The following is a 24,614-nucleotide window of genomic DNA, read 5'->3' as shown; positions in this document are numbered from 1 at the left end:
CTGCGCTTTTCTTGATGTAACTCCCTATTCGCTGCATGCTGAGGCCTATACTCGAGTCGAGGATTGCGCAATGGGTGTGAAAGGCTTTGCCTGGGTGCTGGTGGCACTCGGGCTCGCACTGGTTCTGTACGGTTGGCAAACGCGGAATCCCGCCGCGTTCGTGGGCATGGCGCTGGCCCTGGTGGGTATCGTGGTGCTTGCCACCTCGGGACGTCGGCCTAGGCGCTAGGGGCGCGCAATTATCTCCCGGGCCTGACTTTCGTTGGGCTTGGGCTTACCATTAGTAGAGTCACAGTCCTTCTCCCATTTTGGGCGAAGGGCTGTTTTCGTTGCATGGCCGGCAGCCACTATTGCAGCAATCGACGCTGCCGGTGCCAAGGAGGTTGTATGTCGTCTCGTCCCCCCATCATCATCAACCGCCTGGATGCGGAGCGGTTGCAGCGTTTGATCGATCAGGCCAGCGACAAGGATCGCTTCGTTGCCGACTGCCTTGAAGAAGAGCTCGAACGCGGCGAGGTGATCGACCCGGAGGATATTCCGGAAGATGTCGTCAGCATGAACAGCCAGGTGCAATTCACCGATCTGACACGTAACCGTCAGATGATTCGCACCTTGGTCTATCCGCATGCGTTGGCTAGCACGGAGGATGGCATCTCGGTCATGGCGCCCATCGGGGCCGGTCTCATCGGGTTGCGTATCGGTGACGAGATCGAATGGCCGCTGCCCGGTGGCGGCACTGCGCTTCTGCGCGTTGATGCAATCCTGTGGCAGCCCGAGCGTGAGGGGCAGTTCCACCGTTGAGGTGGTGTCAGCGTCTGTATCGTATGGTCGAAAAGGAGTAGGGGAGTGCCGCTTTCTTTATGGATGTCGCTGGTAGCCGTGTGCGCCATGGGGGCGATGTCGCCGGGGCCGAGCCTGGCGCTGGTGTTGCGCCATACGCTCGGTGGCGGTCGCGCCCCGGGTATCGTGGCAGCCCTGTCACATGCGTTGGGCGTGGGCTTTTACGCGCTGCTCACGGTGATGGGGCTGGGGGCGCTGATCGTGCGTTTCCCTACCCTGTTTCAAGCCATCACCTGGGCCGGCGCGGCCTACCTGGCCTGGCTTGGCATCAAGGCGCTACGAGCAGGTCGGGAGGCGGCGCTGGAGGCAGCCGGTGTGGCGACGACGCGTCGCCAGGCTGCGCGCGAGGGCATGCTGGTGGCCCTGGGCAATCCCAAGCTGATCCTGTTCTTCATCGCGCTGCTCAGTCAATTCGTCACCCCTGACATGTCGCTCGTGGCCAAGGCGGTCATCGTGCTCACGGCGATGATCATCGATGGCGCCTGGTATGTATTGGTAGCGGTGTCATTGACCCATTCGCGCGTACTGCCCTGGCTGCAGTCGCGGGCCCACTGGATTCATCGCATCACTGGCGTGATGCTGCTGGCACTTGCGCTGCGAGTGGTGGCAGGCCCCCTCGGCTGAGGGGGGTTGTTCGATAAGCGAACCGGCTGTACGTCAGGGATGATGGAAGCCTCGGTATCATTCGAGAGCGATTTCCCCTGATGAATCCGTTAATGGACATAGACGAAGAGCGGGCCCTGGCGATGGTGCTCGACGAGGATCCCGACGTGGTGGCGGTCCTCTCGCTTCAGCTGCATGTCCTGGGCCTCGAGAGTCGCTGCTACCGGCGGGCAGATGCACTGCTGGCGGAGCTGGACGATTGTGCCCCTCAGCTTGTGATCATGGGGCTTGAGTTCGGCGACCCGGACGGTATCGAGCTGCTGCGCCTGCTGGCTAAGCAACGCTTCACCGGCTGGGTATTGCTGCTGGGTGGCGTCGAACGCAAGATCTCTCGCATTGCCGAGCGTGTCGGGCACACCTTGGGATTGCAGATGCTCGGCTCTCTGGACAAACCGATGCGCCTGGCCGAGCTCAGGCAGCGGCTGGAGCGGCTGCACCCCGGTTGCAAGCCGACCATCGTTCCGGAAGACAGTCCCTTCTTCTCCGCGGCCGAACTGGAGTCGGCGCTGCAGCAGCATGAGCTCACCGTGCACTATCAGCCCCAGTTCGAACTGTCTAGCGGCCGACTCAGCGGCGTCGAGGCGCTGGTGCGATGGGCGCACCCCCAGATCGGCATGATCGGCCCAGCCAGCTTTTTGCCCATGCTGACTGCCGGCCAGAGTCGGCGCCTTACCTGCCATGTGCTGGAGCAGGCGCTGGCGGATGCAAAGCGTTGGCGCGAGCAGGGCGTGTATTTGTCGCTCTCGGTCAATGTCACTGCCGAAGATCTGATGGAGTCGCAGCTGCCGTCACTGACGCGCCAACTGGCTCCGGACGATTCGCCACTGGTGGTGCTCGAGATTACCGAGACCGCGGCCATGGATGACGAGCTGCTAGGCTCGGAGATTGCCGCCCGGCTCCACCTCAGTGGCATGGAGGTGGCGGTGGACGATTTCGGCGTCGGCTTCTCGTCGCTGTCGCGCTTGCAGATGCTGCCTATCAGCGAGCTGAAGATCGACCGCAGCTTCATTCGCCATATCCAACAGGAGAGTCAGGACGCGGCCATCGTAGAGGCTGTCGCCCTGCTTGGTCGGCGCCTAGGAATCCGTGTGGTGGCCGAAGGGGTCGAGGAACTCGACTGCCTGCCGATGCTGGCCCGTTTCGGCTGTACCCACGTGCAAGGCTTCGGCTTGTCGCGGCCGGTCCCGGCCGAGGAGATACCGCTGCTGGCCTGCGATCAGTCGCCGATTCGCGCCAGAATCGCCGCCAGCGGCGAACCGGCCGGCAGCACGCCATAGGCCGGGCTGGCTTCCACGCCGAGGCGCGAGCGACAGAAGGTCTCGGCCACCTCGGCCGGTGCATGGCGTAGCAGCAGCGCGCCCTGCAGGCTCTGTGCCAGACGCTGGGTCAGCCAGCGGGCGCGGGGCTCCAGGGGCTCGGCGGACAGGGTCAGGTCGTGTTCCAGGCCGGCCAAGGCCAGATCGAGATCCTGTTGCAGGCCCTGGGCGGTGCGCAGTTCGCCACGCAGGGCGGCGATCGATTCGGGGTGGCGCGCCAGTACCCGCAGCAGATCCAGACAGATCACGTTGCCCGAGCCTTCCCAGATGGAGTTGACCGGCGCCTCGCGATAGAGCCTGGCCAGCGGCGACTCTTCGACATAGCCGATGCCGCCCAGGCACTCCATGGCCTCGGCCATGAAGCCGGGCCCGCGCTTGTTGTGCCAGTACTTGGCCAAGGTGGGCAGCACTCGGGCCAGGGCCGTTTCGTGTGCCTCGCCGCGAGCGTCTCCGTCGAAGGCGCGCGCGGCGCGCATGATCAGTGCCACGCCGGCTTCCACCTCCAGCGCCAGATCGGCGATGACCGCCTGCATCAGCGGCTGCTCCGCCAGCAGGCGGCCGAAGGCGTGCCGACCGCGCACGTGGCGCCACGCCTCGACCAAAGCCTGACGCATCATGCCGACCGGGGCGGTGGCGGCATCGAGTCGGGTCTGTTGCACCATGTCGATGATGGTGGCCACTCCACGGCCGGGCTCGCCGACCAGGCTTGCCCAGGCGCTGCGATACTCGATCTCGGCGGAGGCGTTGGAGCGGTTGCCGCACTTCTCCTTGAGGCGCTGGAGCTCGATGGCGTTGCGCTCGCCGTCCGGCGTGAAGCGCGGTGCCAGGAAGCAGGTCAGTCCCGCGTCGGTCTGGGCCAGGGTGAGGAAGGCATCGGACATCGGCGCGCTGCAGAACCACTTGTGACCGGTGAGCCGCCAGCTCTCGCCGTCGCGTTCGGCGCGGGTGGTGTTGCGGCGCACGTCGCTGCCGCCCTGTTTCTCGGTCATGGCCATGCCGAAGGTGAGCCCGCGCTTTTGGTCGGCGGGAAGCGGACGCGGGTCGTAGGCGTTGGCCAGCAGCCCCGGCGCCCATGCCGCTTCGATGTCGGGGCTGCGGCGCAGCACCGGCATGGCGGCGTGGGTCATGGTCACCGGGCAGCAGAAGCCGGGCTCGGCCTGGGTCAGCAGGTAGAGCGCGGCGACATGGGCCTGGTGGCCGCCGCGGCCCTCTTCCTGCCAGGCCACGGCGTGCCAGCCGTTGTCGATGGCCAGGTGCATCAGCTCGTGGTAGGCGGGGTGATAGCGCACCTCGTCCAGCCGCCGGCCATGACGATCGAACAGTTGCTGTTCCGGCGGGTGGCGGTTGGCCTGTTCGCCCAACGCCTGTACGTGAAGGCTGCCCGCTTCGCGCCCCAGAGGTGTCAGGCGCTGGCTGACCCAGGCGGGGGCTTCGCGCTCCAGCGCTTCACGCAATGGCAGGTCGTCGGCGAACAGGTCGCTGTCGCCGGGCGTGTCGGGTTGGTTGACCACCTCATGGGTGGTCAGTCGGCTGCGAGGGGCATTGTCGCGCATGCAGGTTCTCCTCGGACGCCGTCGTGCCTCGTTCCTGCAGCATGGTCAGTCCCGCCGGGTCGGTCAACGCGCAGCGGGCGTGACCTGGTTGCCGCTTACCGGTAGGCTTGGAGCCGGCGTGTAAAGAAACCTGGCTTTGGTCAGTCCCGTCGCAAGGGTTGCCGGGCTACGCTGAGGAGTGCTAGGTGTGAGTCGTGGCATGGGGAAGGTGACAGTGAGGCAGGCAGACATGACCATACATCAACATGTATGCCGCACCTTTCGCGGCGAGCCCTTCAATCTGGGAGCCCTGCAGGGCCAGGTACTGCTGATCGTCAACGTGGCTAGCCGCTGCGGTTATACGGCTCAGCTCGGCGAGCTGGAGCGTCTCTATCGCAGTCACCGCGACCGTGGCTTTACCGTACTGGCCTTTCCCTGCAATCAGTTCGCTCGACAGTCGCCGGAAACGGCACTGGATTTTTGTGCCTTCAGCTCCAGTCAGTATGGCGTCACCTTTCCGGTCATGGAGAAGGTCAAGGTCAATGGCGGCGGCGCTCATCCGCTGTTTGTCGAACTCAAGCGCCAGGCGCCGGGCGTGATGGGCACCGGCATGATCAAGTGGAACTTCACCAAGTTCCTGGTGGCGCGGGATGGCAGGGTGGTGCGTCGCTTCTCTCCACGGGAAAGTGGGCCGGCGTTGGAGAGCGCACTGGAGCAGACGCTCGATGAGCACTTCCAGCTATAGATGCCGGCTCTCGTGTCAATGAGGCGACTCGCCTCGCTCCATCATCACCCTGGCGATCAGCTCGTTCCAGCGATGTCGGGTCATCATGGTGGTCAGGCCTGAAAACAGTGCCCAGGATTTGCGACGCCATCCCTTGAGCCTGAGGTTGTGGGCGACGAGCTGCTGCATCAACTGATAATCGTCGAAATCGCGCCAGCGTCCGGCAATGGACATCTGGTTGCGTGCCATCACCGGGGCCAGTTCCAGGCGGAAGATCCATTCCAGTTCGTGCAGCGTCAATTGCTGACGCTCAATCACCGCCACCATCCGTGTGAATTCGCGCTCGCTGGGTTCGCGGTCCAGCCACAGCGGGGCCAGCGTCAGCCACAGCTCGCCACGTTCATCCACCAGCGCCTGTGCGTTCATGATCATCTCCTGCCACGGATACCGGGGTTGCATCGTGCCCCAGTAGCCATCGTCGCTCAAGTGCGGACAGACGCAAGTGTGACCGTTAGAATGTCGCCACTGCTCATTCGTATCGAGACGGCGCCCCGAGCGGCGCTGCAACACCAATAACGAGGTCTGTCGTGATCATCAAACCCAAGGTTCGCGGTTTCATCTGTACCACCACTCATCCGCTTGGCTGCGAGAAGAATGTGCTCGAGCAGATCGAGGCGACCCGTGCGCGTCAGTTCGACAAGGCCAATGGGCCGAAGAAGGTGCTGGTGGTCGGTGCCTCCAGCGGCTATGGCCTGGCGGCACGGATTACCGCAGCGTTCGGCTTCGGTGCCGACACGCTGGGCGTGTTCTTCGAAAAGGCCGGCAGCGAGAAGAAGCCCGGCACCGCCGGCTGGTACAACGCCGCCGCCTTCGACAAGTTTGCCAAGGCCGAAGGACTCTACAGCAAGTCGATCAACGGCGACGCCTTCTCCCACGAGGCGCGCGACAAGGCCATCGAGCTGATCAAGCAGGACATGGGCCAGATCGATCTGGTGGTCTACTCGCTGGCCTCGCCGGTGCGCAAGCTGCCCGACAGCGGTGAACTGAAGCGCTCCGCGCTCAAGCCCATCGGCGAGACCTATCGCGCCACCGCCATCGATACCAACAAGGATGTCATCATCGAAGCCGAAGTGGAGCCCGCCACCGAGCAGGAGATCGAGGACACCAAGGCGGTGATGGGCGGCGAGGATTGGGAGCTCTGGATCGATGCCCTGGACCGTGCCGGTGTGCTGGCACCCGGCGCCCGTAGCGTGGCGTTCAGCTACATCGGCACCGAGATCACCTGGCCGATCTACTGGCATGGCGCTCTGGGCAAGGCAAAAGAGGATCTCGACCGCGCTGCCGGGGAACTCGATGCCAAGCTCAAGGCCACCGGCGGCGGCGCCAACGTGGCCGTGCTCAAGTCGGTGGTGACCCAGGCCAGCGCAGCCATTCCGGTCATGCCGCTCTACATCGCCATGGTTTACAAGGTGATGAAGGAAAAAGGGCTGCATGAGGGCACCATCGAGCAGCTCAACCGTCTGTTCGGGGATCGTCTCTACTCATCTCAAGGACAGGGCGGCGAGCTCGCCACCGATGAAGCGGGACGCCTGCGTCTGGACGACTGGGAGCTGCGCGACGACGTGCAGCAGGCCTGCAAGGACCTGTGGCCGCAGGTGACCACCGAAAACCTTTTCCAGATCACCGACTATGCTGGTTATAAGCACGACTTCCTGAAGCTGTTCGGGTTCGAGCGCGACGACGTCGATTACGATGCCGAGGTGAACCCGGAAGTGAATTTTGATGTCGTGACGTTATAGGTCCGCTGCAACAGCAAAGGTGAGGCAAGGCGGGCAAAACCAGCGTCAAAGGAGATTTCCATGGACACCAGGGAGAGCAAGACGTCGCAAGAGGAGTACGAGCATCTCAAGGAAGTGAGAATGCCCGAAGACTTCGAGCATCGCGAGCCGGATGCTGGCCAGCCCGAAGCCAAGCGACCCGCCAAGGGGTGGCACTGGCTGGTGCTGGGCGTCGCCATCGCCGCGGGGGTGTTCCTGATCTACAGGTTGCTCTCGGCAGCCTGGCTGTAATCTCTTTTTTGCCGCCCTGAACCGACGAACCCCGTGGCCCTGGTCACGGGGTTCGTCGTTGGGGCGGGGCTAGGAGCGCGCGGTATTGCCAACGCTGCCGATGGAGTACCATTTCCGCTTCGTCCCGGCTCATGGCACTGCTCAATGCCCGACAACTCCACGGCCACATCCTGTGTTAGCGCCACCCCCCGCTGGGTCGGGGTACTGACACTGCCGGGCTTCTCGTTGCTGGCTCAGGCCTGTGCCCTGGAGCCGCTGACGGTGGCCAATCAGCTGGCCGGCCGCCGGCTCTATCGTCTGCAGGCGTTCTCCCCGGCTGGGGGCGAGGTCGTCAGCATGGCCGATATCAGCCAGACGGCCTGCACCCCCTTCGAACTTGCTTCTCCCGAGCTGGACATGCTGATCGTCTGTGCGCCCAGCCCTTTGCCGGCCATGCATGAAAGCGCGCTGCCGGGCCAGCTGCGCCTGCTGGGACGCAGCGGTGTGGTATTGGTGGGGGTGGGGGGTGGCACCGAGCTGTTGGCGCGTGCGGGTGTGCTGGACGGCTATCGCGCCACGCTGCCTTGGCAGCGCTTTGCCGCCTTCACACGTGATTTTCCTCGTGTGCGCTTGACCCAGCAGCTGTTCGAGATCGACCGCGACCGCCTCACCTGTGGCGGCGGCACGGCGGCCATGGACATGATGATGACGCTGATCGCCACCCATCACGGTAACGAGCTGGCAGAGCGCGTCTCGGAGCATTTCGTGCTCGAGCGGGTGCGCATGGGCGATGAGCCGCAGCAGGTGCCGCTGCGCGCCCGGTTGGGCCATGCCCCGGCACCGCTGGTGGACGCCGTCATGCTGATGGAAGCCAATATCGAAGAGCCGCTGACCACCCATGAGCTGGCCGAGCACCTGGGCATCTCGCGCCGCCAGCTCGAGCGGCTGTTCAAGAAGTACCTACAAGCCGTGCCTGGCCGCTACTACCTCGACCTGCGCCTGAAGGAGGCCCGCCGCCTGCTTCGTGAGAGCGACCTGCCCGCAGGGGAGATCGCCATGAAGACGGGCTTCTCCTCGCCCGCCCATTTCTCCACCGCCTACCGCAACCATTTCGGGGTTACCCCGCGCGAAGAGCGACTTTAAGTCCTTATCTAGAAGTCGGGGTCCCATTGCTGAAAGCCGGCCCGCCCGTCGCTCCTTATACTCGAGTGACATCGTTGCGTTGCTATCACTTTTGCAGGAATGGAGACCGAGATGAGCCATACCCCGACCCGTGCCGACTTCGACCAGTACATGGTGCCGAACTACTCCCCCCAGAATGTCATTCCGGTGCGCGGCGAGGGTAGCCGACTGTGGGACCAGGAGGGGCGCGAGTACATCGACTTCGCCGGTGGCATTGCCGTCAACTCACTGGGGCACTGTCATCCGGTGCTGGTGGAAGCGCTCACCGAGCAGGCCGGCAAGCTGTGGCACCTCTCCAATGTCTACACCAACGAGCCGTCGTTGAAACTGGCCAAGGCCCTGGTGGAGCGCACCTTTGCCGACAAGGCCTACTTCTGCTCGTCCGGCGGCGAGGCCAACGAGGCGGCGCTGAAGCTGGCGCGGCGCTGGGCCCACGACAACTTCGGTGAGCACAAGCATCGCATCGTCTCGTTCTATCAGTCGTTCCACGGCCGCACCTTCTTCACCGTGAGCGTGGGTGGCCAACCCAAGTATTCCCAGGGCTTCGGCCCGGTGCCGGGCGGCATCGTCCATGGTGAGTTCAACAACCTCGACAGCGTGCGCGACCTGATCAACGACGACACCTGTGCGGTGATGGTCGAACCGATGCAGGGAGAGGGCGGCATCCAGCCGGCCACTCAGGAGTTCCTGCAGGGTCTGCGCGACCTGTGCGACGCCCATGATGCGCTGCTGATCTTCGATGAAGTGCAGACCGGCGTGGGCCGCACCGGCTCGCTCTATGCCTACATGGAGTACGGCATCGAGCCTGACATTCTTACCACCGCCAAGGCCCTGGGCGGCGGCTTCCCCATCGGTGCCATGCTGACTACCGATCGCGTCGCCCCGGCGCTGGCCATCGGTACCCACGGCTCGACCTACGGTGGCAACGCCCTGGCCTCGGCCGTGGCCCTGGCCGCCGTGGAGCACATCGATACCCCCGAAGTGCTGGGCGGCGTCAAGCAGCGCCACGATCTGTTCCGCGAGCATCTCGAGTCGATCAACCGCAAGTACGGCGTATTCAAGGAGATTCGCGGTATGGGGCTGTTGGTTGGCGCCGAGATGTCGTCCGAGTACGAGGGCCGTGCCAAGGACATCCTGCCGCTGGCCATCGAAGAGGGGCTGATGGCGCTGATCGCCGGTCCCAACGTGCTGCGCATGGCACCGTCTCTGGTGATTCCCGAGGCCGACATCGCCGAGGGCATGACGCGGCTGGAGCGTGCGATCGAACGGCTGGTCGCGGCCAAGTGAAGTCTGGTCAAGCCATGCCCCCTCCCGCCAATCGACCTGGAGATCTCGCCATGATGGTCGTACGCCCCGTTCGGCCGGCCGACCTGCCGGCCCTGGAGCGACTGGCGGGCTTGGCGACGCCGAGCCTGACCAACCTGCCGGCCCATCGGGACCGTCTCGAGGAGCGCATCGCCCGCTCGCGGCAGTCGTTCGGGCGCGAAGTGGACTTTCCCGGCGACGAACACTACACCTTCGTGCTCGAGGATCTCGAGCGCGGCGAGGTGGTGGGCACCGCCACCCTGCGCGCCGAGGCCGGTGCGCGGGAGGCCTACTACACCTATCGTCAGGAAACGCTGATCCACGCCTCGCAGCAGCTCAACGTGCGCCGTGAGGTACAGACCCTGGCGCTCTCCCACGAGGTTTCCGAAACCACTCAGCTATGCGCGCTATCGCTGGATCCCCGCTATCGCGGCACCAGCGCAGAAAGCCTGCTGCGCCGCGCGCGGTTGATGTTCATCGCCCAGTATCCGGAACGCTTCGCCGAGGTGCTGGCGATGGCCTTCCCCGGCTATCTCGACGAGCAGAACGAATCGCCGTTCTGGAACAGCGTTGGCCGCCATTTCTTCGTGCGTGACTATCACGAGATCAATTATCTCGCCGGGGTTCGCTCGAAGAGCTTCATCGCCGAGGTGATGCCGCAGTTTCCCCTCTACCTGGCGCTGCTCACCCCCCAGGCCAGGGCCGCCATCGGGCGTGAGCATCCGGCTCATGAGGCGGCCATGGCCGAGATGCTGGCCGAGGGTTTCATGCGTTCGCGTCACGTCGACCTGTTCGACGCCGGCCCGGTGATCAAGGGCGAACGCGAACGCTTGCACACCTTCCGTCGCGCCGCCTGGCACCCGGTGCGAGTGCGTCCGGCACACGCACTGCCGGATGCCGAGCCGGCAATGATTGCCAACCAGCGGCTGGCCGATTTCCGCTGCGTGATAGCGCGCTATGCGTTGTCGCCTACCGGCCAGCTGATGCTCTCCCCCGAGCACGCCGAGCTGCTCGGCGTGGAGGAAGGGCGAGCGGTGCTGGCGGCGCCATTGGCGCTGCCCACCGCCGGTGAGGACGAACTGGGCTTCGACGAGGGAGAGCTGTGATGCGTATCCGACCGATTGCCGAGGGCGACCTGGAAGAACTGCAGAAGATCGCCCGCGAAACCGGAGTCGGCTTCACCTCGCTGCCCGACAACCGTGAATTCCTCAGCGACAAGATCGCCGCTGCGGTCAGTGCTTTCGAGCAGCGCACGCCGGCCGACCGGCGCAACTACTTCTTCGTACTCGAAGACGAAACCAACGGCGAGTTGGCGGGCTGTTGCGCCATCGAGGGGCAGGTGGGCCGCGAGGTACCGTTCTATCACTACCGCCTGGGCACACTGGCCCACTCCTCGGTGCAGCTCGACCTGCACCGCACCATCGACACCCTGTTTCTCAGCTCCGACCACACCGGCGACGCTGAAGTGGCCTCGCTGTTCCTGCGCCCCGCCTTCCGCGGCAAGGAGCGTCGGCACCAGCGTAACGGCACGCTGTTGTCGCTGGTGCGCTGGCTGTTCATGGCCGAGTTTCGCGACCAGTTTCCCGACAAGGTGCTGGCCGAGATGCGTGGCGTGTTCGATGAGCGTGGCAAGAGCCCGTTTTGGGAGTGCCTGGGCAGCCACTTCTTCCCCATGGACTTCGACGAGGCCGATCGCCTCACCGGGCTGGGTCAGAAGAGCTTCATCGGCGAGCTGATGCCCAAGTTCCCCATCTATACCCCCTTCCTTTCCGACGAGGCACGGGCCTGTATCGGCAAGGTGCACCGCGATACCCGCCCGGCGCTGGCCATGCTCAAGAAAGAGGGACTGCGTTGGGAAGGTTACATCGACATCTTCGATGGCGGGCCCACGGTGGAGGCTTACATCGACGACGTGCGCGCGATTCGCAAGTCGCGACGCTGTCGGGCCGAGATTCGCAGCGGCAGCGAGACGCCCAGCGGGCGTCCGCGCTGGCTGGCGGCGAGCACCGGCATGGCGAATTTTCGCTCCGCCTGGGTGGCCCATGGCCCCGACGAGGAGGGCACCCTCACCTTGAGCGAGGCAGAAGCGCAGCGGCTGGGCGTGGCGGCCGGCGACTCGCTGCGCGTCCTGGATACCGAGGAGACATCATGAACGCGATGCAACAGCTGATGATCGGCGGCCGCTGGCTGCCGGGCGAGGCGAAGGGCTTCACCAAGTGCGATCCGGTTTCCGCCGAGACCCTGTGGCAGGGGGGAAGCGCCAGCGACAGCCAGGTGGCGGCAGCGGTAGAGGCTGCCCGCAATGCTTTCCCGGCCTGGGCGCGGCTCGGCTTCGCCGAGCGTCTGAGCGTAGTGGAGCGCTTTCGGGAACTGCTGGAGACCCACCGCGAGGACCTGGCCCGGGCGATTGCCTGCGAGACGGGCAAGCCGCTATGGGAAGCGCGCACCGAAGTGGGCGCCATGATCGGCAAGGTGGCGATCTCGGTGCGCGCGTATCAGGAGCGTACCGGCGAGCGTAGCCGCGATCTCGGTGACACCACGGCCGTGTTGCGCCATCGGCCGCACGGCGTGATGGCGGTATTCGGCCCCTACAACTTCCCCGGCCATCTGCCCAACGGCCACATGGTGCCGGCGCTGCTGGCCGGCAACACGGTGGTATTCAAGCCCAGCGAGCAGACCCCGCTGACCGCCGATCTCACCCTGCAGTGCTGGCAGCAGGCAGGCTTGCCCGGCGGCGTGATCAACCTGGTGCAGGGCGGTGCTTCAGTGGGCCAGGCGCTGTCGTCGCACCCGGGTATCGACGGCTTGCTGTTTACCGGCAGCGCTCGAGTCGGTGGCTTGCTCAACCGTCAGTTCGCCGACCAGTTGGAGAAGATCCTGGCGCTGGAGCTGGGTGGCAACAATCCGCTGGTGGTCAAGGACGTGCACGACCAGGACGCCGCTGTGCTGACCATCCTGCAGTCGGCCTTTCTCTCGGGCGGACAGCGCTGCACCTGCGCCCGGCGGCTGATCGTGCCCGAGGGGCAGGTCGGCGATCACCTGCTCGATGCCCTGGTCGATGCCATGGCCCGCCTGCGGGTGTCAGGGCAGTTCGAGGAGCCGGCACCGTTCTATGGCGGCCTCGTCAGCCGCGAGGCGGCACAGGGGCTGCTCGAGGCCCAGGACGAACTGGAGGCGCTGGGCGGCGTGGTGCTGGCACGCATGGAGTGCCTGAAAGAGGACACCAGCCTGCTCTCGCCGGCGTTGATCGACGTGACCGGGCTCGATGTGCCCGACGAAGAGCACTTCGGCCCACTGCTCAAGGTTTATCGCTACCGCGACTGGGATCACGCTCTGGAGCTGGCCAACGACACCCGCTATGGCCTCGCCGCCGGGCTGATTGGCGGCGAGCGCGCCGATTGGGACGACTTCCTGCTGCGCATTCGCGCCGGCATCGTCAACTGGAACCGCCAGACCACCGGTGCATCCGGCGATGCCCCGTTCGGCGGAGTGGGCGTCAGCGGCAACCATCGTCCCAGCGCCTATTACGCGGCGGACTACTGCGCTTACCCGGTGGCCTCGATGGAGGCCGAGACCCTGACCCTGCCTGACAACTTGCCGCCCGGAGTGGTGTTATGAGCCAAACGACGAACGCCGACTACCGGGAAGTCAATTTCGACGGCCTGGTGGGCCCCACTCACAACTACTCGGGCCTGGCCCACGGCAATGTCGCTTCCATGAGTCATGGCGGGCTGCTCTCCAACCCCCGGGAAGCGGCGTTGCAGGGCCTGGAGAAGATGAAGGCGCTGATGGATGCCGGCTACGCACAGGGTGTGCTGCCGCCCCAGCAGCGGCCTGATCTTGGCGCGCTGCGCTCGCTGGGCTTCTCCGGCAGCAATCGTGAGGTGCTGGCGCGGGCGGCCAGCGAGGCACCTCAGGTTCTTCGCGCGGTGTGCTCGGCCTCGAGCATGTGGACAGCCAATGCCGGAACGGTGACGCCGAGCCGCGATGCACCGGACGGGCGGGTGCACTTCACTCCTGCCAACCTGCAGTCGAGTTTCCATCGCTTTCTGGAGCCGGAAACCACCGGCCGCGTGCTGGCGGCCATCTTCCGCAGCGAGGCGCACTTCGCTCATCACCCGGTACTGCCGGCCACCCCGGCCTTCTCCGACGAGGGCGCGGCCAACCACACACGCCTGTGCGGCGAACACGGCGATGCCGGAGTACACCTGTTCGTCTACGGTCGCCAGGCCTTCGGCGGAGATTCGGCTCATGAGCCCAAGCGCTTTCCCGCGCGACAGACTCTGGAGGCGAGCCAGGCGGTAGCCCGCCAGCACGGCCTCTCGGAAGTCCAGACGGTATTCGCTCAACAGCATCCCGTCGCCATCGATGCCGGCGTGTTCCACAACGACGTGATCGCAGTGGGCAATGGCCCGGTGTTGCTCTATCACGAGATGGCTTTCCTCGACGAGCAGGCCACCCTCGAGGCGTTGCGCAGCAAGATGGCCTCGCCCTTGATTCCGGTGCGTGTGCCCAGCGAGGCGGTGAGCCTGGAGGATGCCGTGGCCTCCTACCTGTTCAATTCGCAGCTGCTCAGCAACCCCGACGGCACCATGACGCTGGTGGTACCCGGCGAGTGCCAGGAACGCGAAGCGGTATGGCGCACCATCCAGGACCTCCTGCTGGCCGGCCACAATCCCATCACCGATGTGATCGTCAAGGACGTCAAGCAGAGCATGCGCAACGGTGGTGGCCCTGCCTGCCTGCGCCTGCGGGTAGTGCTCTCCGCCGAGGAGCGTGCCGCGTTGACCGGTCGCGTGCTGCTTACCGACGTCCTGCACGACGAACTCGTCGCCTGGGTCGAGCGCCACTACCGCGACCGGCTGGCACCCGACGACCTCGCCGACCCTCAGCTGGCCGACGAGACCCTGAATGCGTTGGATGAACTCACTCGCATACTTCAGATCGGCGCGGTCTATCCGTTTCAATTAGGATGAGGTCATAGAGCGCAGCGCAGGCAACGTCCGGATAAGGAAATCTATGCGAGATATCACCTTGGTACGCTTGAATGCAGACTCGCCCCATGTCGCTACGGTGTCGAGCTGGACCTACGCCGAATGGGGCCACCTGCATCCGGGCAGCACCGCCGAATCCTACCGCGAGGCATTTCGCCGCGAGTGCGGTGACGGCGGCGTGCCCTCCGTATTCGTGGCCATGGCAGGCCACCGGCCGGTAGGAACGGCGGCGTTGATGGCCGAGGACATGGACAGTCGTCGCGAACTCACGCCCTGGCTGGCCTCGGTGTTCGTGCTGCCGGAATGGCGCGGGCAGGGCATTGCCGCCAGGCTGATTCGCCGCGTCGAAGAGGAAGCCGCTGACAGCGGCTTCAGCCAGTTCTACCTCTACACCCCCGACCAGCAGGGCCTCTATCGTCGTCTCGGCTGGCAAGACCATGAAGCGCTGAGTTACCGAGGCGAAGAGGTCACCATCATGCTGCGCCGTCTCGAGGCATGACGACCGCCTCGCCGCTGGCGTTGTATCGCGAGGCAGTCGAGCGCCAAGGTTTTGCACCGGACGCGGCCCAGCAGAGCGCTGCGGCACGGCTTGATGTCTGTTTCCAGTCGCTGCACGGCGAAAGGGCCGCGGAGCAGCGCAGGGCCGTACCCGGCGTCTATCTATGGGGACCGGTGGGCCGTGGCAAGACCTGGCTGATGGACGGTTTCCACCGCCACCTGCGGGTGCCTTCCCGGCGCCTGCATTTCCACCACTTCATGCGCTGGGTGCATCAGCGTCAATTCCATTTGAGTGGTACCAGCGACCCTCTCAAGGCACTGGCGCAAGAGTTGGCCTCCGAGGTGCGCGTGCTCTGCCTCGACGAACTGGTCGTCAGCGACATCGCCGATGCCATGCTGCTCGGTCGCCTGCTGCAGGCCTTGTTCGAGCACGGTCTGGTGCTGGTGTGCACGTCCAACCAGGCACCGCACCAGCTCTATGCCGATGGCTTCAACCGTGAGCGCTTCCAGCCCGCCATCGAAGCCATCCAACGTCACATGGAAGTGGTTGAGCTCGACGGCGGCTATGATCATCGCCTGCACCCCGGTCGGCCATGTCAGCGTTACTGGGTGACCGAGTCTGGCCGGCCGAGCCCACTGACAAACCTCTTCGAGCGCTTGAGGCAGGCTGAAAACGCCAGTGCCGAGCCAATTGAATTGGGTCATCGACGAATTGAGGTGGAGCGCCGCAGTGAGAACGTGGTGTGGTGTCGCTACGCCGAACTGTGCGAGCAGCCGCTCTCCGCAATGGACTTCATCGCGCTGGTCGACGAGTTCGATCACGTCCTGCTCAGCGAAGTGCCGCGGCTGAACGATGCCCATGCGCAGGGCAGTATCGCTCGCGGTACCGAAGATAGCAGCGAGCGTGTCGAGGCGGGTGAGCGGGAGCTGCCGCCGCTGTCGCGTCGTGACGATGGCGTGCGCCGCTTCATCGCCCTGGTCGACGAGTGCTACGACCGCCGAGTGCCCCTCTACGTCGAAGCCGAGGTGGCTATGGAGGCGCTTTACCCTCACGGCTACCTGGCGTTCGCCTTCCGGCGCACCCTCAGCCGGCTGCAGGAAATGCAGCTGGAAAGGTTTGGTGGGCTACCTGCGAACGATTGAACCGGCTTTGTCATTCGGTAAGCGGCGCGCCGATGCACTGCCTGAAAACTGCGACCATGGGATCGTAATCGCAGTAGTAAGCAGCGATGTTGGCTCGGATCCATTCGTCCCGATCCAGCCCGGCCCATGAAATCTCGTAGCCGCAATTGATGATCAGATGCTCGAAGAGAATACGCTGCGCCCTGCCGTTGCCATCCCGAAAGGGGTGCAGAACATTGAGATCACCGTAAAACTCGGCGGCGGCCACTATCAATTCGTCACGTTCAAGGTCTGTGTACCAGTCGGCTCGTTCTAACTGGGTGAATAGGTTTTTCGCTTCCGGCTCGATGCGGTCGCAATGACAAAAGCGCGTATCGCCTTTGGAAATGTCGATGGCACGGATCTCGCCGGCCCAAGGATAAAGGTCGCGGAAGAGCCGCCTGTGCAGCGTCTTGAGATAGTCAAAATCGTAGGGCGGGAGAGAGAAAGGAATTCCGTCGGCAGCAATGATCGTCAGCTCGCGTTCGGCTTCCTGCAGGGTTGTATCGTCACGAATCTCGAGAAGATTTTTGAAAACGTTGGTACCGTCGTAACAGTAGGGATCCTGGCCGACGCCGTACTTGTCCATGACAGCAGCTAGTGGCCACGCTCAGCGCTGGCGATATTTTTCCAGCGTGGCGGACTTGCTGGGCAGCGCATGTGGCGCATCGGGAGCACTGAACCCTTCCAGGCGCAGGCTGGCCGCATAGTTATGCTGCTTGACCTTGGCAAAATAGTCCTGCTTGGTCTTGAGGGATACCTTGATCATGCGGATGACCTCGAATTTGCCGATGCCCGTATTTTAACGCATTTCGGCCCACGATGCTTCCTGCCCGGTCGCTAGTCGCTGGCATTGGAAAGAGGCTGGGACATCGGCCTGACAGCCGATGCCCAGCTTTCAATCTTTAGCTGCTGGCCGCTCCGCCGACGATGCCGCTGCGAAAGCCGCTCTGGCGGTCGCTGCCGCGCAGGTGCTGCGCCACGGTATCCTCCGGCGAGCCGGCCATCTCGCGGAACATGCCCATGGAGCCGAGCAGTGCGGATGACTCATAGGGCACGAACACCCGCTCCCCCTCCTGAGCCATGGTCGGCAGCGCCTTGATGTAGCTCTGGCCGAGCAGGTAGCCGACTACGGTTCGCTTGTGCTCGTCGCTGTCGCCGATGGCGCTGAGTACCAGCTTGATCGACTCCTGCTCGCCCTGGGCGCGCAGGATGGCCGACTCCTTGTCCCCCTGGGCGTTGAGAATTGCCGACTCGCGCTGGCCCTGAGCCTTGGCGATGGCGGCGGACTTCTCACCTTCCGCTTCGGTCACGGTGGCGCGGCGCTTGCGCTCCGCTGCCATCTGCAGTCGCATCGCAGTCTCAACTTCCTCGGGCATGGCGATGTCCTGCACCTCGACCCGCGAGATCTTGACACCCCATTTGGAGGCGGGCTCTTCCATCGCCGTCTGGATCTCGTTGTTGACCTCGGCGCGGGACTCGAACAGCTTGTCGAGCTCCATCTTGCCTACCACTGAGCGCAAGGTGGTCTTGGCCAGTACCTCTACCGCCTGGCTCATGTTCTCAATCTCGTAGACGGCACGACGCGGATCGATGATTTGATAATAGAGCGCTCCATTGATACGTACCGTGACGTTGTCGGTGGTTACCACCGGCTGGCCAGGGAAATCCATCACGGTCTCGCGACGGTCGATGCGCACTTCGCTGGTCGTGATGGGAAGGTACTCTTCACCGCGTTTCTGGTAGCGAATCATGGTGATGGCACGGGGCTGCTCGATGAAAGGGATGATGATGTTGATGCCGCTTTCCAGCAGGCGGTTGAACGACCCCAGGCGCTCTATCACCATGACTTCGGACTGGCGCACGATCACCAGGCCCTTGGCGATGATGAGAATGCCGATGACGACAACGATGAGGGCTATCAGCAGCCCCGGGTTGATGGGTAGGTCCATGTTCACGTTACGACTCCTTGTGTCGACGAATGTAATCCTGACGCTTGATGGAGCGAAGCGCCTAACGCTGTAGATCGGGTATGGCTAGCTCTGGGGCGCGTGGCTGACGATGGCCGTGGTGCCATCGAATTCCTGAAAGATCACCAGCGAGCCTTCCGGCAGCTCGGTTTCGCCGGTCTCGGCCACGCGCAGGCGATAGAAATCGCCGTTGACCTTGACCCCGCTGGCGCCGTCGTAGTCGCGCTTGAGCGTGGTGTAGGTGTGGCCCTTCTCCACGCCGGTGCCGGTGGTGCCATAGGAGACGCCCCGGGGCGAGAACCAGGGCCGGATCACCTTGACCGCAACTGGAATCAGGACGCCCGAGAAAACTCCCATGGCGAGCAATTGCCAGGGCAGGGTGATTCCCAGCGCCGCCAGGGCCGAGGTGAGGGCGGCTGCGACTGCCAGTGACAGCAGCACCAGGCCGCCGGATGAAAGCTCCGCCAGGCCCAACAGCAGGGCGATGGCCAGCCAGACAAGGGCAGGGTTCCAGTCCATGGTAGTCTCGTGATCTATATTCCCGGGCGCAGGGTGACCTGCGTTGCACTTGGTTCTATCGTAGCCGTACGACACCCATGGTAAAGGAGAGCATCATGTCGCACACCCTGGCAGTACGTCCTTTTTCAGCATTGGCTCTCATTCTGGCGGGCAGCGCCCTGCTGGCGGCGCCTGCCCTGGCCTCGGAAGAGGAAGCCCAGGCCCAGGAGCAGATAGAGCAGGTAGAGCCCGCTGAAGCTGAAGAGCAGCAGGGGCAGGACGCAGGCGATGACGCTGAAGCAGCCAACGGCGACGAGACGGAGGCGCATGCGGGCCATCACGACCATGCTGAGCACGATGATGACGATCACGCCCATGGTGTCCATGAGCCCGACGAGCATGCCGACAACGAGGCGGTTCAGGCCTACCGCGACGTCAATCGACGCATGCATGAAGATATGTCGATCGACTTCACCGGCAACCCCGACGCCGATTTCGCTCGCGGCATGATCCCCCACCACCAGGGCGCCATCGACATGGCCAACGTGGTGTTGATGCACGGCGAGGACGAAGCGATCCGTGACCTTGCTCGCGAGATCATCGAAGCTCAGGAGGACGAGATCGCCTTCCTGCGCGACTGGCTGGCCAAGCACGGCTACGACGAGGAAGAGACGACTGCCGAGTGACCCACCTGGGGCGGCATGCTGCATGCCGCCCCACCCGAGCTAGCCATTCCCCCGCTTCCGCTACGCCCCACTCATACGCCACCGCTACGCCCCCCGGGGAGGAGGACCCCGAAGCCGTAATTGGCGAGTCTGGATATGTTCGCTATCGCCATGCTGCAGCGGCATTGGCGCCGATAACAACAATCCGGAGGTTCAACTCATGCATCGGACACGCCACGGTGTGTTGCTTTCCGTGCTGGCCGCGCTCGGCAGCGGTCTGGCTTTCTCCGCCAACGCTTTCGACGACGACCGGCTGACGATCTGGATGGGCGACAACAAAGGCTATGACGGCATCCGTGAAGTGGCTCGCCAGTTCACGAACGAAACAGGGATCAGAGTGCAGATCGTCAACCCGGACAATCTCACCGACCGCTTTCAGCAGGCGGCTGGGAGCGGCCAGGGGCCTGACATCGTGATATGGGCTCACGATCGAATCGGCGAGTGGGCGCAAAGCGGCCTTCTCGCGCCTGTTGCCCCTTCCGGCGATTTTCGTGAGCGCTACTTCGATTTCGCATGGGACGCCACATTATGGAACGGTGAGCACTACGGCTATCCGATCTCGGTGGAAGCGCTGGGGCTTATCTACAACAAGGCCCTGATCGAGACGCCGCCGGAGAGCTTCGCGGAGCTCGCGGCACTCGATGCCGAGCTGGCCGGGCAGGGCAAGAAAGCCATCCTGTTCGACTACAGTGAGCCCTACTACGGGTGGACTCTGCTGGCGGCCAACGGTGGCTATCCCTTCCGTCAAACCGAAGAAGGCTTCGATGTCGATGACATCGGCGTCAACAACGAAGGGGCCATCCAGGGAGCCGAGCTGCTGGTGGAGCTGATCGAGAGCGGCGTGCTGCCTCGTGGTACCGACTACAGCATCATGGACACGCGCTTCAATCGTGGCGAAGTGGCGACCATGATCAGCGGCCCCTGGGCCTGGAGCAACCTGGAGCAGAGCGGTATCGACTACGGCGTCGCACTGCTGCCCAAGGTGGGGGACGAGCGTGCCAGACCGATGTTCGGCGTGATGGCGGCCATGATCAATTCGGCTTCACCCAATGACTTCCTCGCCGTTGAGTTCCTGGAGAGCTACCTGCTCGGCGAGGAGGGCATGCGCACCTTCAATAGCGACGGCACCTTGGGTGCCGTGGCGCATATCGATTACCAGCAAGAGCTGGAGCGCGATCCCAATATTGCCGCCACTCTCGAAAACGCCGAGTTCGGTATGCCGATGCCCAACATCCCCGAGATGGGAGCCTTCTGGGCGGCCATGGAGCCGGCATTACAAAATATCGGCAGTGGGCGTCAGTCGCCTCGCGAAGCCCTGGATGCCGCGGCCCGCCGCATGCGCCAGTAACGAACCCGCTCGATGCCAGGTCGGCGCCTATCGTCGTCGACCTGGTGCAGGACGCTAACCATGTACACCATCAATGCTTCCCGCGGCCTGCCTCGCCACCGTTCCCGCTACCCCGCCGAGCGCTACACTCGCTGGGCCCTGCGGGGCCTGGTGGCGGCGCTGGTATTGGCGCTGCTGTGGCTGGTGCTGGCTTTCCACCTCAACGGCCAGCAGATTTTCGCTCTTCTGTTCCTGGTACTGGGAGCTGCGCTGGGCGTGGTCTTCACCCGCCGCCGCCTGATGAGCCACCGCTATATCTTTCCTGCCGTGGCCAGCATGGCAGTATTCGTCATATTTCCCCTGCTTTATACCGTCGGTATCAGCTTCAGCAATTACAGCTCCAGCAACCTGCTCAGCGAGGACCGGGTACGCGCCCAGCTGTTGTCGCGCACTTATCAGGAGGAGAGTGCCACCTTCGGCTTTCTCCTTTATGGCACCGCCGAGGGGCTGCAGCTCTATCTGGAAAGGGAGGGTGTCCCGGGGGGTACCGGTGAAGCGGAAGCCGAGCTGGAGGCGGCGCTCGAGGGGGGCTCGCGATTCGTCACCGGCCCGATATCGCTGGAGGGTAATGAGCGCCGCCATGTCGGTATCCAGCCTGCCGAAGGTGAGCTCGCCGGTGAACCACTGGCAATGCGCGACGTGATCGCCAACCGAGGTGCCTTGCAGAATCTTGTGCTGGTCACCCCCGAGGGGCTCGAGCTGCGCATGGCCGGGCTGCGCCACTACGCCCCCATGCTCGATCGATACGAAGCCCGCGATGACGGCACTCTCTACGACCGCCGTGACGACCGGCTATTGGTCGCTGATAGAGAGACGGGCTTCTTTGTCACCGACGAGGGCGAACGCATCATGCCGGGCTGGCCGGTGGCGGTGGGATTCGACAACTACGCGCGGATCTTCCTCGACCCCGACATCCGCGGCCCCTTCATTCAGATCTTCGTATGGACCTTTGTCTTCGCCGGGCTCACCGTGCTGTTCACCCTGGTCGTCGGCTTCGTGCTCGCCTCGCTGCTGCAGTGGGACCAATTGCGCGGCAAGGCACTCTACCGCACCCTGTTGATCCTGCCCTACGCGGTGCCGGCGTTCATCTCGATCCTGATCTTCAAGGGAATGTTCAATCAGCACTTCGGCGAGATAAACCTTATCCTCGATGCTCTGTTCGGCGTACGTCCCGGCTGGTTCACCGACCCTTGGCTCGCTCGCAGTATGCTATTGATCGTCAATACCTGGCTCGGCTATCCCTACATGCTGCTGCTGTGCATGGGGCTGATCCAGTCGATCCCCAAGGATCTCTACGAGGCCTCTGCTGTGGACGGCGGTGGTCCGCTCACCAATCTTCTCCAGATCACCTTGCCGCTGATCATCAAGCCGCTCACACCGCTGCTGATCGCCTGCTTCGCTTTCAATTTCAATAACTTCGTATTGATCGCGCTGCTCACCGGAGGCAACCCCGACATCCTCGGGGCGAGTACGCCAGCGGGCACTACCGACCTGCTGGTGAGCTATACCTACCGCATCGCCTTCCAGGACGCCGGACAGAACTTCGGACTGGCGGCCGCCATCGCCACGCTGATCTTCCTGCTGGTCGCGGGCCTGGCGCTGCTCAATTTGCGCCTGGCCAAGGTCAGGGTCTGATTCGCAAGGTCACAGGAGAATCGTCATGGCCATGGTTCAACCGCGTTCGATTCGGATACGCAAGCTGGCGGCTCATCTCGCCTTGATCGGCTTTCTCACACTGATCCTCTTCCCGCTACTGCTGGTGATCTCGATCTCCTTCCGTGAGGGCAACTTCGCCACCGGCAGCCTGATTCCGGAGAATTTTTCCTTGGAACACTGGTCGCTGGCGCTGGGCATTCCCTGGGAGCGCGCCGACGGCAGCGTGATACAGCCGCCGTTCCCGGTGCTGCTGTGGCTGTGGAATTCTGTCAAGGTGGCGCTGGTATCGTCGTTTCTGATCGTGCTGCTTTCCACCACCAGTGCCTACGCCTTCGCTCGCATGCGTTTCGCTGGCAAGGCGCCGATCCTCAAGAGCATGCTGATCTTTCAGATGTTCCCGGCGGTGCTCTCGCTGGTGGCGCTATACGCGCTGTTCGACCGCCTGGGACAGCTGGTGCCGGCACTCGGTATCAATACCCATGGTGCGCTGATCGTCGCCTCGCTGGGGGCGGTGGCGCTGCACATCTGGACCATCAAGGGCTACTTCGAATCCATCGACGGCTCGCTGGAAGAGGCCGCCATGGTCGACGGTGCCAGCACCTGGCAGGCGTTTCGCTACATCCTGCTGCCGCTGTCGCTGCCAATCCTGATGGTGGTGTTCATCCTCGCCTTCGTCATGAGCATCATGGAGTACCCCATGGCATCCGTTTTGCTCGTCGACGAGCACAAGCTGACGTTGGCGGTGGGAGCCCAGCAGTACCTGGCCGACCACAACCAGCGCTGGGGCAACTTCGCTGCGGCAGCGGTGCTCTCCGGTCTACCCATCACCGTGGCCTTCCTGATCTGCCAACGCTGGATCATCGGCGGGCTGACGGCGGGGGGAGTGAAGGGCTAACGCCTTTGTCAGGAAAGCGCTGCATCTTACCGAGACGAATACGCCCGCCGGCTTTGAACCGTCCAACTATTGGGGGGCAGTTCAAAGCCGGCGGGCGTTCATTTTGCCGCCGTTCAACCTACCGTTCATGACCGGGGGGCACACGCGGTGTCAGCCCCTCGGCGCGCATCTGCTCGCGCACTTCGATAGGCGAGGGCGGGGGGAACGCGACGCCGCGCTCGATCATCATGTCGCGAAGCTTGATGAATTCGTCGCGAAGGGGGCTGGGCGGGGCATCTTCGATGCGATTGTGAACTCGCCAAGCAGTTGTAACACCCGTTGAGGTGCGAATGTTAGGTGCAGCCCCCTGGGCCAATAGATAAATCGAAATTTCGGGTTTCGTACCTGAGGTGCTTAGATCGAAGGCCGTTCTTCCTACGGCTCCCGGAGCTGCGTCGATCTTTGCACCTCGCCCTACTAGCAGCTTAACGTGCTCTAGTGTGCCGCTGATAACAGCTTGCTCCAGTAGCGGTGTATCGCCCCCATCATTGGGCGACAGGCCGCCATCCAGCATGGAAGCCAGATAACGTGTTTCACTGCTCATCAATGCCGCCCCTAAAGGAGTTCGAGCCTCAGCTTCTTCTATCGAACCTTCACCTGGGTGTACGCCTAGCTCGACCAAGGTGCGTACGGCATCGGGATTCTGCTGCAGCATGGCGAACCACATCAGGGTCATCTGCTTATCGCCTCGGGCGGTGAGGTCGACTCCTTCGGCTTCGCGGCGCAATGCCGCCATATCGTTGCGCTCGATGGCCCGGGCGAGTTCGAGATGCGGACCGGTGAATAACTCGTCGGCAGTGTGACGATTAGGCTTGACCTGACAGCCCGATACGGCCAGTAACAGCATCAGGAAAGCGACCAGAACGAACCCAGTCCTGCCCATAAACAGATCAGCGTTCATGACCGGGGGGCACACGCGGTGTCAGCCCCTCGGCGCGCATCTGCTCGCGCACTTCGATAGGCGAGGGCGGGGGGAACTCGACGCCGCGCTCGATCATCATGTCGCGTACTGATTCGAAGCCTTGGCGAATGTCACCAGGAGGCAAGCGCTGTAGCCTGTCATATACCCCCCAAGCAGTCGTCACTCCATTCTCTAGGCGAATGTTGGGCTCGGCGCCTTGCTCGAGTAAGTAAATCGCGATCTCAGGCTTGGTGCCTAACGTGCTTTCATCAAATGCAAT

Annotated in this window: 27 protein-coding genes; 19 read left to right on the top strand and 8 right to left on the bottom strand. The window is 63.7% G+C overall.

What is annotated here, in order from left to right; all coding sequences use genetic code 11:
- Positions 1-70 precede the first annotated feature (70 nt).
- The 4 genes from AC2VNO_RS10880 (at position 71) to AC2VNO_RS10865 (ending at position 2,780) form a co-directional block, all read left to right on the top strand.
- Complete coding sequence (locus AC2VNO_RS10880; RefSeq protein WP_486934153.1) at positions 71-229, top strand: hypothetical protein; 159 nt, start codon at positions 71-73, stop codon at positions 227-229.
- Positions 230-387: 158 nt separating this feature from the next.
- A complete protein-coding gene (gene rnk / locus AC2VNO_RS10875; RefSeq protein WP_486934152.1) occupies positions 388-801 on the top strand; it encodes a nucleoside diphosphate kinase regulator in 414 nt (137 codons plus the stop codon).
- A gap of 45 nt (positions 802-846) precedes the next feature.
- The gene (locus AC2VNO_RS10870; protein ID WP_486934151.1) at positions 847-1,464 is read left to right on the top strand and encodes a LysE family translocator; all 618 of its coding nucleotides are present in this window, start codon (positions 847-849) and stop codon (positions 1,462-1,464) included.
- A gap of 92 nt (positions 1,465-1,556) precedes the next feature.
- A complete protein-coding gene (locus tag AC2VNO_RS10865; protein WP_486934150.1) occupies positions 1,557-2,780 on the top strand; it encodes an EAL domain-containing response regulator in 1,224 nt (407 codons plus the stop codon).
- Here AC2VNO_RS10865 and AC2VNO_RS10860 read toward each other — a convergent pair.
- Positions 2,720-4,372, bottom strand: a complete 1,653-nt coding sequence (locus AC2VNO_RS10860) for an acyl-CoA dehydrogenase family protein (protein WP_486934149.1) — start codon at positions 4,370-4,372, stop codon at positions 2,720-2,722. The genes AC2VNO_RS10865 and AC2VNO_RS10860 overlap by 61 nt on opposite strands.
- A 229-nt stretch (positions 4,373-4,601) precedes the next feature.
- On the opposite strand from AC2VNO_RS10860, the gene AC2VNO_RS10855 reads away from it, so the two are divergent.
- The gene (locus AC2VNO_RS10855) at positions 4,602-5,096 is read left to right on the top strand and encodes a glutathione peroxidase (protein WP_486934148.1); all 495 of its coding nucleotides are present in this window, start codon (positions 4,602-4,604) and stop codon (positions 5,094-5,096) included.
- A 15-nt stretch (positions 5,097-5,111) separates the two neighbouring features.
- On the opposite strand, the gene AC2VNO_RS10850 is transcribed toward AC2VNO_RS10855, so the two are convergent.
- Positions 5,112-5,501: a DUF7079 family protein gene (locus tag AC2VNO_RS10850; RefSeq protein WP_228575316.1), complete on the bottom strand. Its 390-nt coding sequence runs from the start codon at positions 5,499-5,501 to the stop codon at positions 5,112-5,114.
- Positions 5,502-5,662: 161 nt separating this feature from the next.
- Between AC2VNO_RS10850 and fabV the strand changes: the two genes are divergently transcribed.
- The 10 genes from fabV to zapE all read left to right on the top strand — a co-directional run bounded on the left by fabV (position 5,663) and on the right by zapE (position 16,245).
- Complete coding sequence (gene fabV, locus AC2VNO_RS10845; RefSeq protein ID WP_486934147.1) at positions 5,663-6,874, top strand: enoyl-ACP reductase FabV; 1,212 nt, start codon at positions 5,663-5,665, stop codon at positions 6,872-6,874.
- Positions 6,875-6,934: 60 nt separating this feature from the next.
- Positions 6,935-7,144, top strand: a complete 210-nt coding sequence (locus AC2VNO_RS10840; RefSeq protein WP_486934146.1) for a hypothetical protein — start codon at positions 6,935-6,937, stop codon at positions 7,142-7,144.
- 144 nt (positions 7,145-7,288) lie between these two features.
- Complete coding sequence (locus AC2VNO_RS10835; RefSeq protein ID WP_486934145.1) at positions 7,289-8,266, top strand: GlxA family transcriptional regulator; 978 nt, start codon at positions 7,289-7,291, stop codon at positions 8,264-8,266.
- 111 nt (positions 8,267-8,377) lie between these two features.
- A complete protein-coding gene (locus AC2VNO_RS10830) occupies positions 8,378-9,592 on the top strand; it encodes an aspartate aminotransferase family protein (RefSeq protein WP_486934144.1) in 1,215 nt (404 codons plus the stop codon).
- A gap of 50 nt (positions 9,593-9,642) precedes the next feature.
- Positions 9,643-10,716, top strand: a complete 1,074-nt coding sequence (locus tag AC2VNO_RS10825; protein WP_228575326.1) for an arginine N-succinyltransferase — start codon at positions 9,643-9,645, stop codon at positions 10,714-10,716.
- A complete protein-coding gene (gene astA / locus AC2VNO_RS10820) occupies positions 10,716-11,762 on the top strand; it encodes an arginine N-succinyltransferase (protein ID WP_228575328.1) in 1,047 nt (348 codons plus the stop codon). Before AC2VNO_RS10825 ends, astA begins: the two co-directional genes overlap by 1 nt.
- Positions 11,759-13,228 (top strand): succinylglutamate-semialdehyde dehydrogenase, encoded by a 1,470-nt coding sequence (gene astD / locus AC2VNO_RS10815; protein WP_486934143.1) that lies wholly within the window; start codon positions 11,759-11,761, stop codon positions 13,226-13,228. Before astA ends, astD begins: the two co-directional genes overlap by 4 nt.
- Positions 13,225-14,586, top strand: coding sequence for an N-succinylarginine dihydrolase (gene astB / locus AC2VNO_RS10810; RefSeq protein ID WP_486934142.1), 1,362 nt, complete (start codon positions 13,225-13,227; stop codon positions 14,584-14,586). Before astD ends, astB begins: the two co-directional genes overlap by 4 nt.
- Positions 14,587-14,629: 43 nt before the next feature.
- Positions 14,630-15,103, top strand: coding sequence for a GNAT family N-acetyltransferase (locus AC2VNO_RS10805; RefSeq protein WP_486934141.1), 474 nt, complete (start codon positions 14,630-14,632; stop codon positions 15,101-15,103).
- Entirely contained in the window at positions 15,100-16,245 is a 1,146-nt protein-coding gene (gene zapE, locus AC2VNO_RS10800; protein WP_486934140.1) for a cell division protein ZapE, read from the top strand. The genes AC2VNO_RS10805 and zapE overlap by 4 nt, the downstream gene beginning before the upstream one ends.
- 10 nt (positions 16,246-16,255) lie before the next feature.
- On the opposite strand, the gene AC2VNO_RS10795 is transcribed toward zapE, so the two are convergent.
- The 4 genes from AC2VNO_RS10795 to AC2VNO_RS10780 all read right to left on the bottom strand — a co-directional run bounded on the left by AC2VNO_RS10795 (position 16,256) and on the right by AC2VNO_RS10780 (position 18,752).
- A complete protein-coding gene (locus tag AC2VNO_RS10795; RefSeq protein WP_486934139.1) occupies positions 16,256-16,852 on the bottom strand; it encodes a putative adenosine monophosphate-protein transferase Fic in 597 nt (198 codons plus the stop codon).
- A gap of 21 nt (positions 16,853-16,873) precedes the next feature.
- Entirely contained in the window at positions 16,874-17,032 is a 159-nt protein-coding gene (locus AC2VNO_RS10790) for a YhfG family protein (RefSeq protein ID WP_228575340.1), read from the bottom strand.
- A gap of 136 nt (positions 17,033-17,168) precedes the next feature.
- Positions 17,169-18,215: an SPFH domain-containing protein gene (locus tag AC2VNO_RS10785; RefSeq protein ID WP_228575360.1), complete on the bottom strand. Its 1,047-nt coding sequence runs from the start codon at positions 18,213-18,215 to the stop codon at positions 17,169-17,171.
- A gap of 84 nt (positions 18,216-18,299) precedes the next feature.
- Positions 18,300-18,752, bottom strand: coding sequence for a nodulation efficiency, NfeD-like protein (locus AC2VNO_RS10780; RefSeq protein WP_486934138.1), 453 nt, complete (start codon positions 18,750-18,752; stop codon positions 18,300-18,302).
- 95 nt (positions 18,753-18,847) lie between these two features.
- Between AC2VNO_RS10780 and copM the strand changes: the two genes are divergently transcribed.
- From copM to malG, 4 genes are all read left to right on the top strand, one after another.
- Positions 18,848-19,417: a CopM family metallochaperone gene (gene copM / locus AC2VNO_RS10775; RefSeq protein WP_486934137.1), complete on the top strand. Its 570-nt coding sequence runs from the start codon at positions 18,848-18,850 to the stop codon at positions 19,415-19,417.
- Positions 19,418-19,616: 199 nt separating this feature from the next.
- Positions 19,617-20,804 carry a maltose/maltodextrin ABC transporter substrate-binding protein MalE gene (gene malE, locus AC2VNO_RS10770; protein ID WP_486934136.1) on the top strand — a complete coding sequence of 396 codons (1,188 nt, stop codon included), beginning with the start codon at positions 19,617-19,619 and terminating at the stop codon, positions 20,802-20,804.
- Between the two features lie 60 nt (positions 20,805-20,864).
- Positions 20,865-22,478 carry a maltose ABC transporter permease MalF gene (gene malF, locus AC2VNO_RS10765; RefSeq protein ID WP_486934135.1) on the top strand — a complete coding sequence of 538 codons (1,614 nt, stop codon included), beginning with the start codon at positions 20,865-20,867 and terminating at the stop codon, positions 22,476-22,478.
- Between the two features lie 25 nt (positions 22,479-22,503).
- Complete coding sequence (gene malG, locus AC2VNO_RS10760; protein WP_486934134.1) at positions 22,504-23,394, top strand: maltose ABC transporter permease MalG; 891 nt, start codon at positions 22,504-22,506, stop codon at positions 23,392-23,394.
- 118 nt (positions 23,395-23,512) lie between these two features.
- Here the strand turns inward: malG and AC2VNO_RS10755 are convergent, their stop codons facing one another.
- Both AC2VNO_RS10755 and AC2VNO_RS10750 read right to left on the bottom strand, forming a co-directional pair.
- The gene (locus AC2VNO_RS10755; RefSeq protein WP_486934133.1) at positions 23,513-24,334 is read right to left on the bottom strand and encodes an ankyrin repeat domain-containing protein; all 822 of its coding nucleotides are present in this window, start codon (positions 24,332-24,334) and stop codon (positions 23,513-23,515) included.
- A partial coding sequence (locus tag AC2VNO_RS10750; protein WP_486934132.1) for a hypothetical protein occupies positions 24,324-24,614 on the bottom strand: 291 nt, incomplete at its 5' end. The genes AC2VNO_RS10750 and AC2VNO_RS10755, both read right to left, overlap by 11 nt.

This window comes from Halomonas sp. TH-94 (assembly GCF_057473365.1).
Note: the sequence above shows the minus strand (reverse complement) of the source record. Positions and strands in the feature narration are given on the sequence as shown.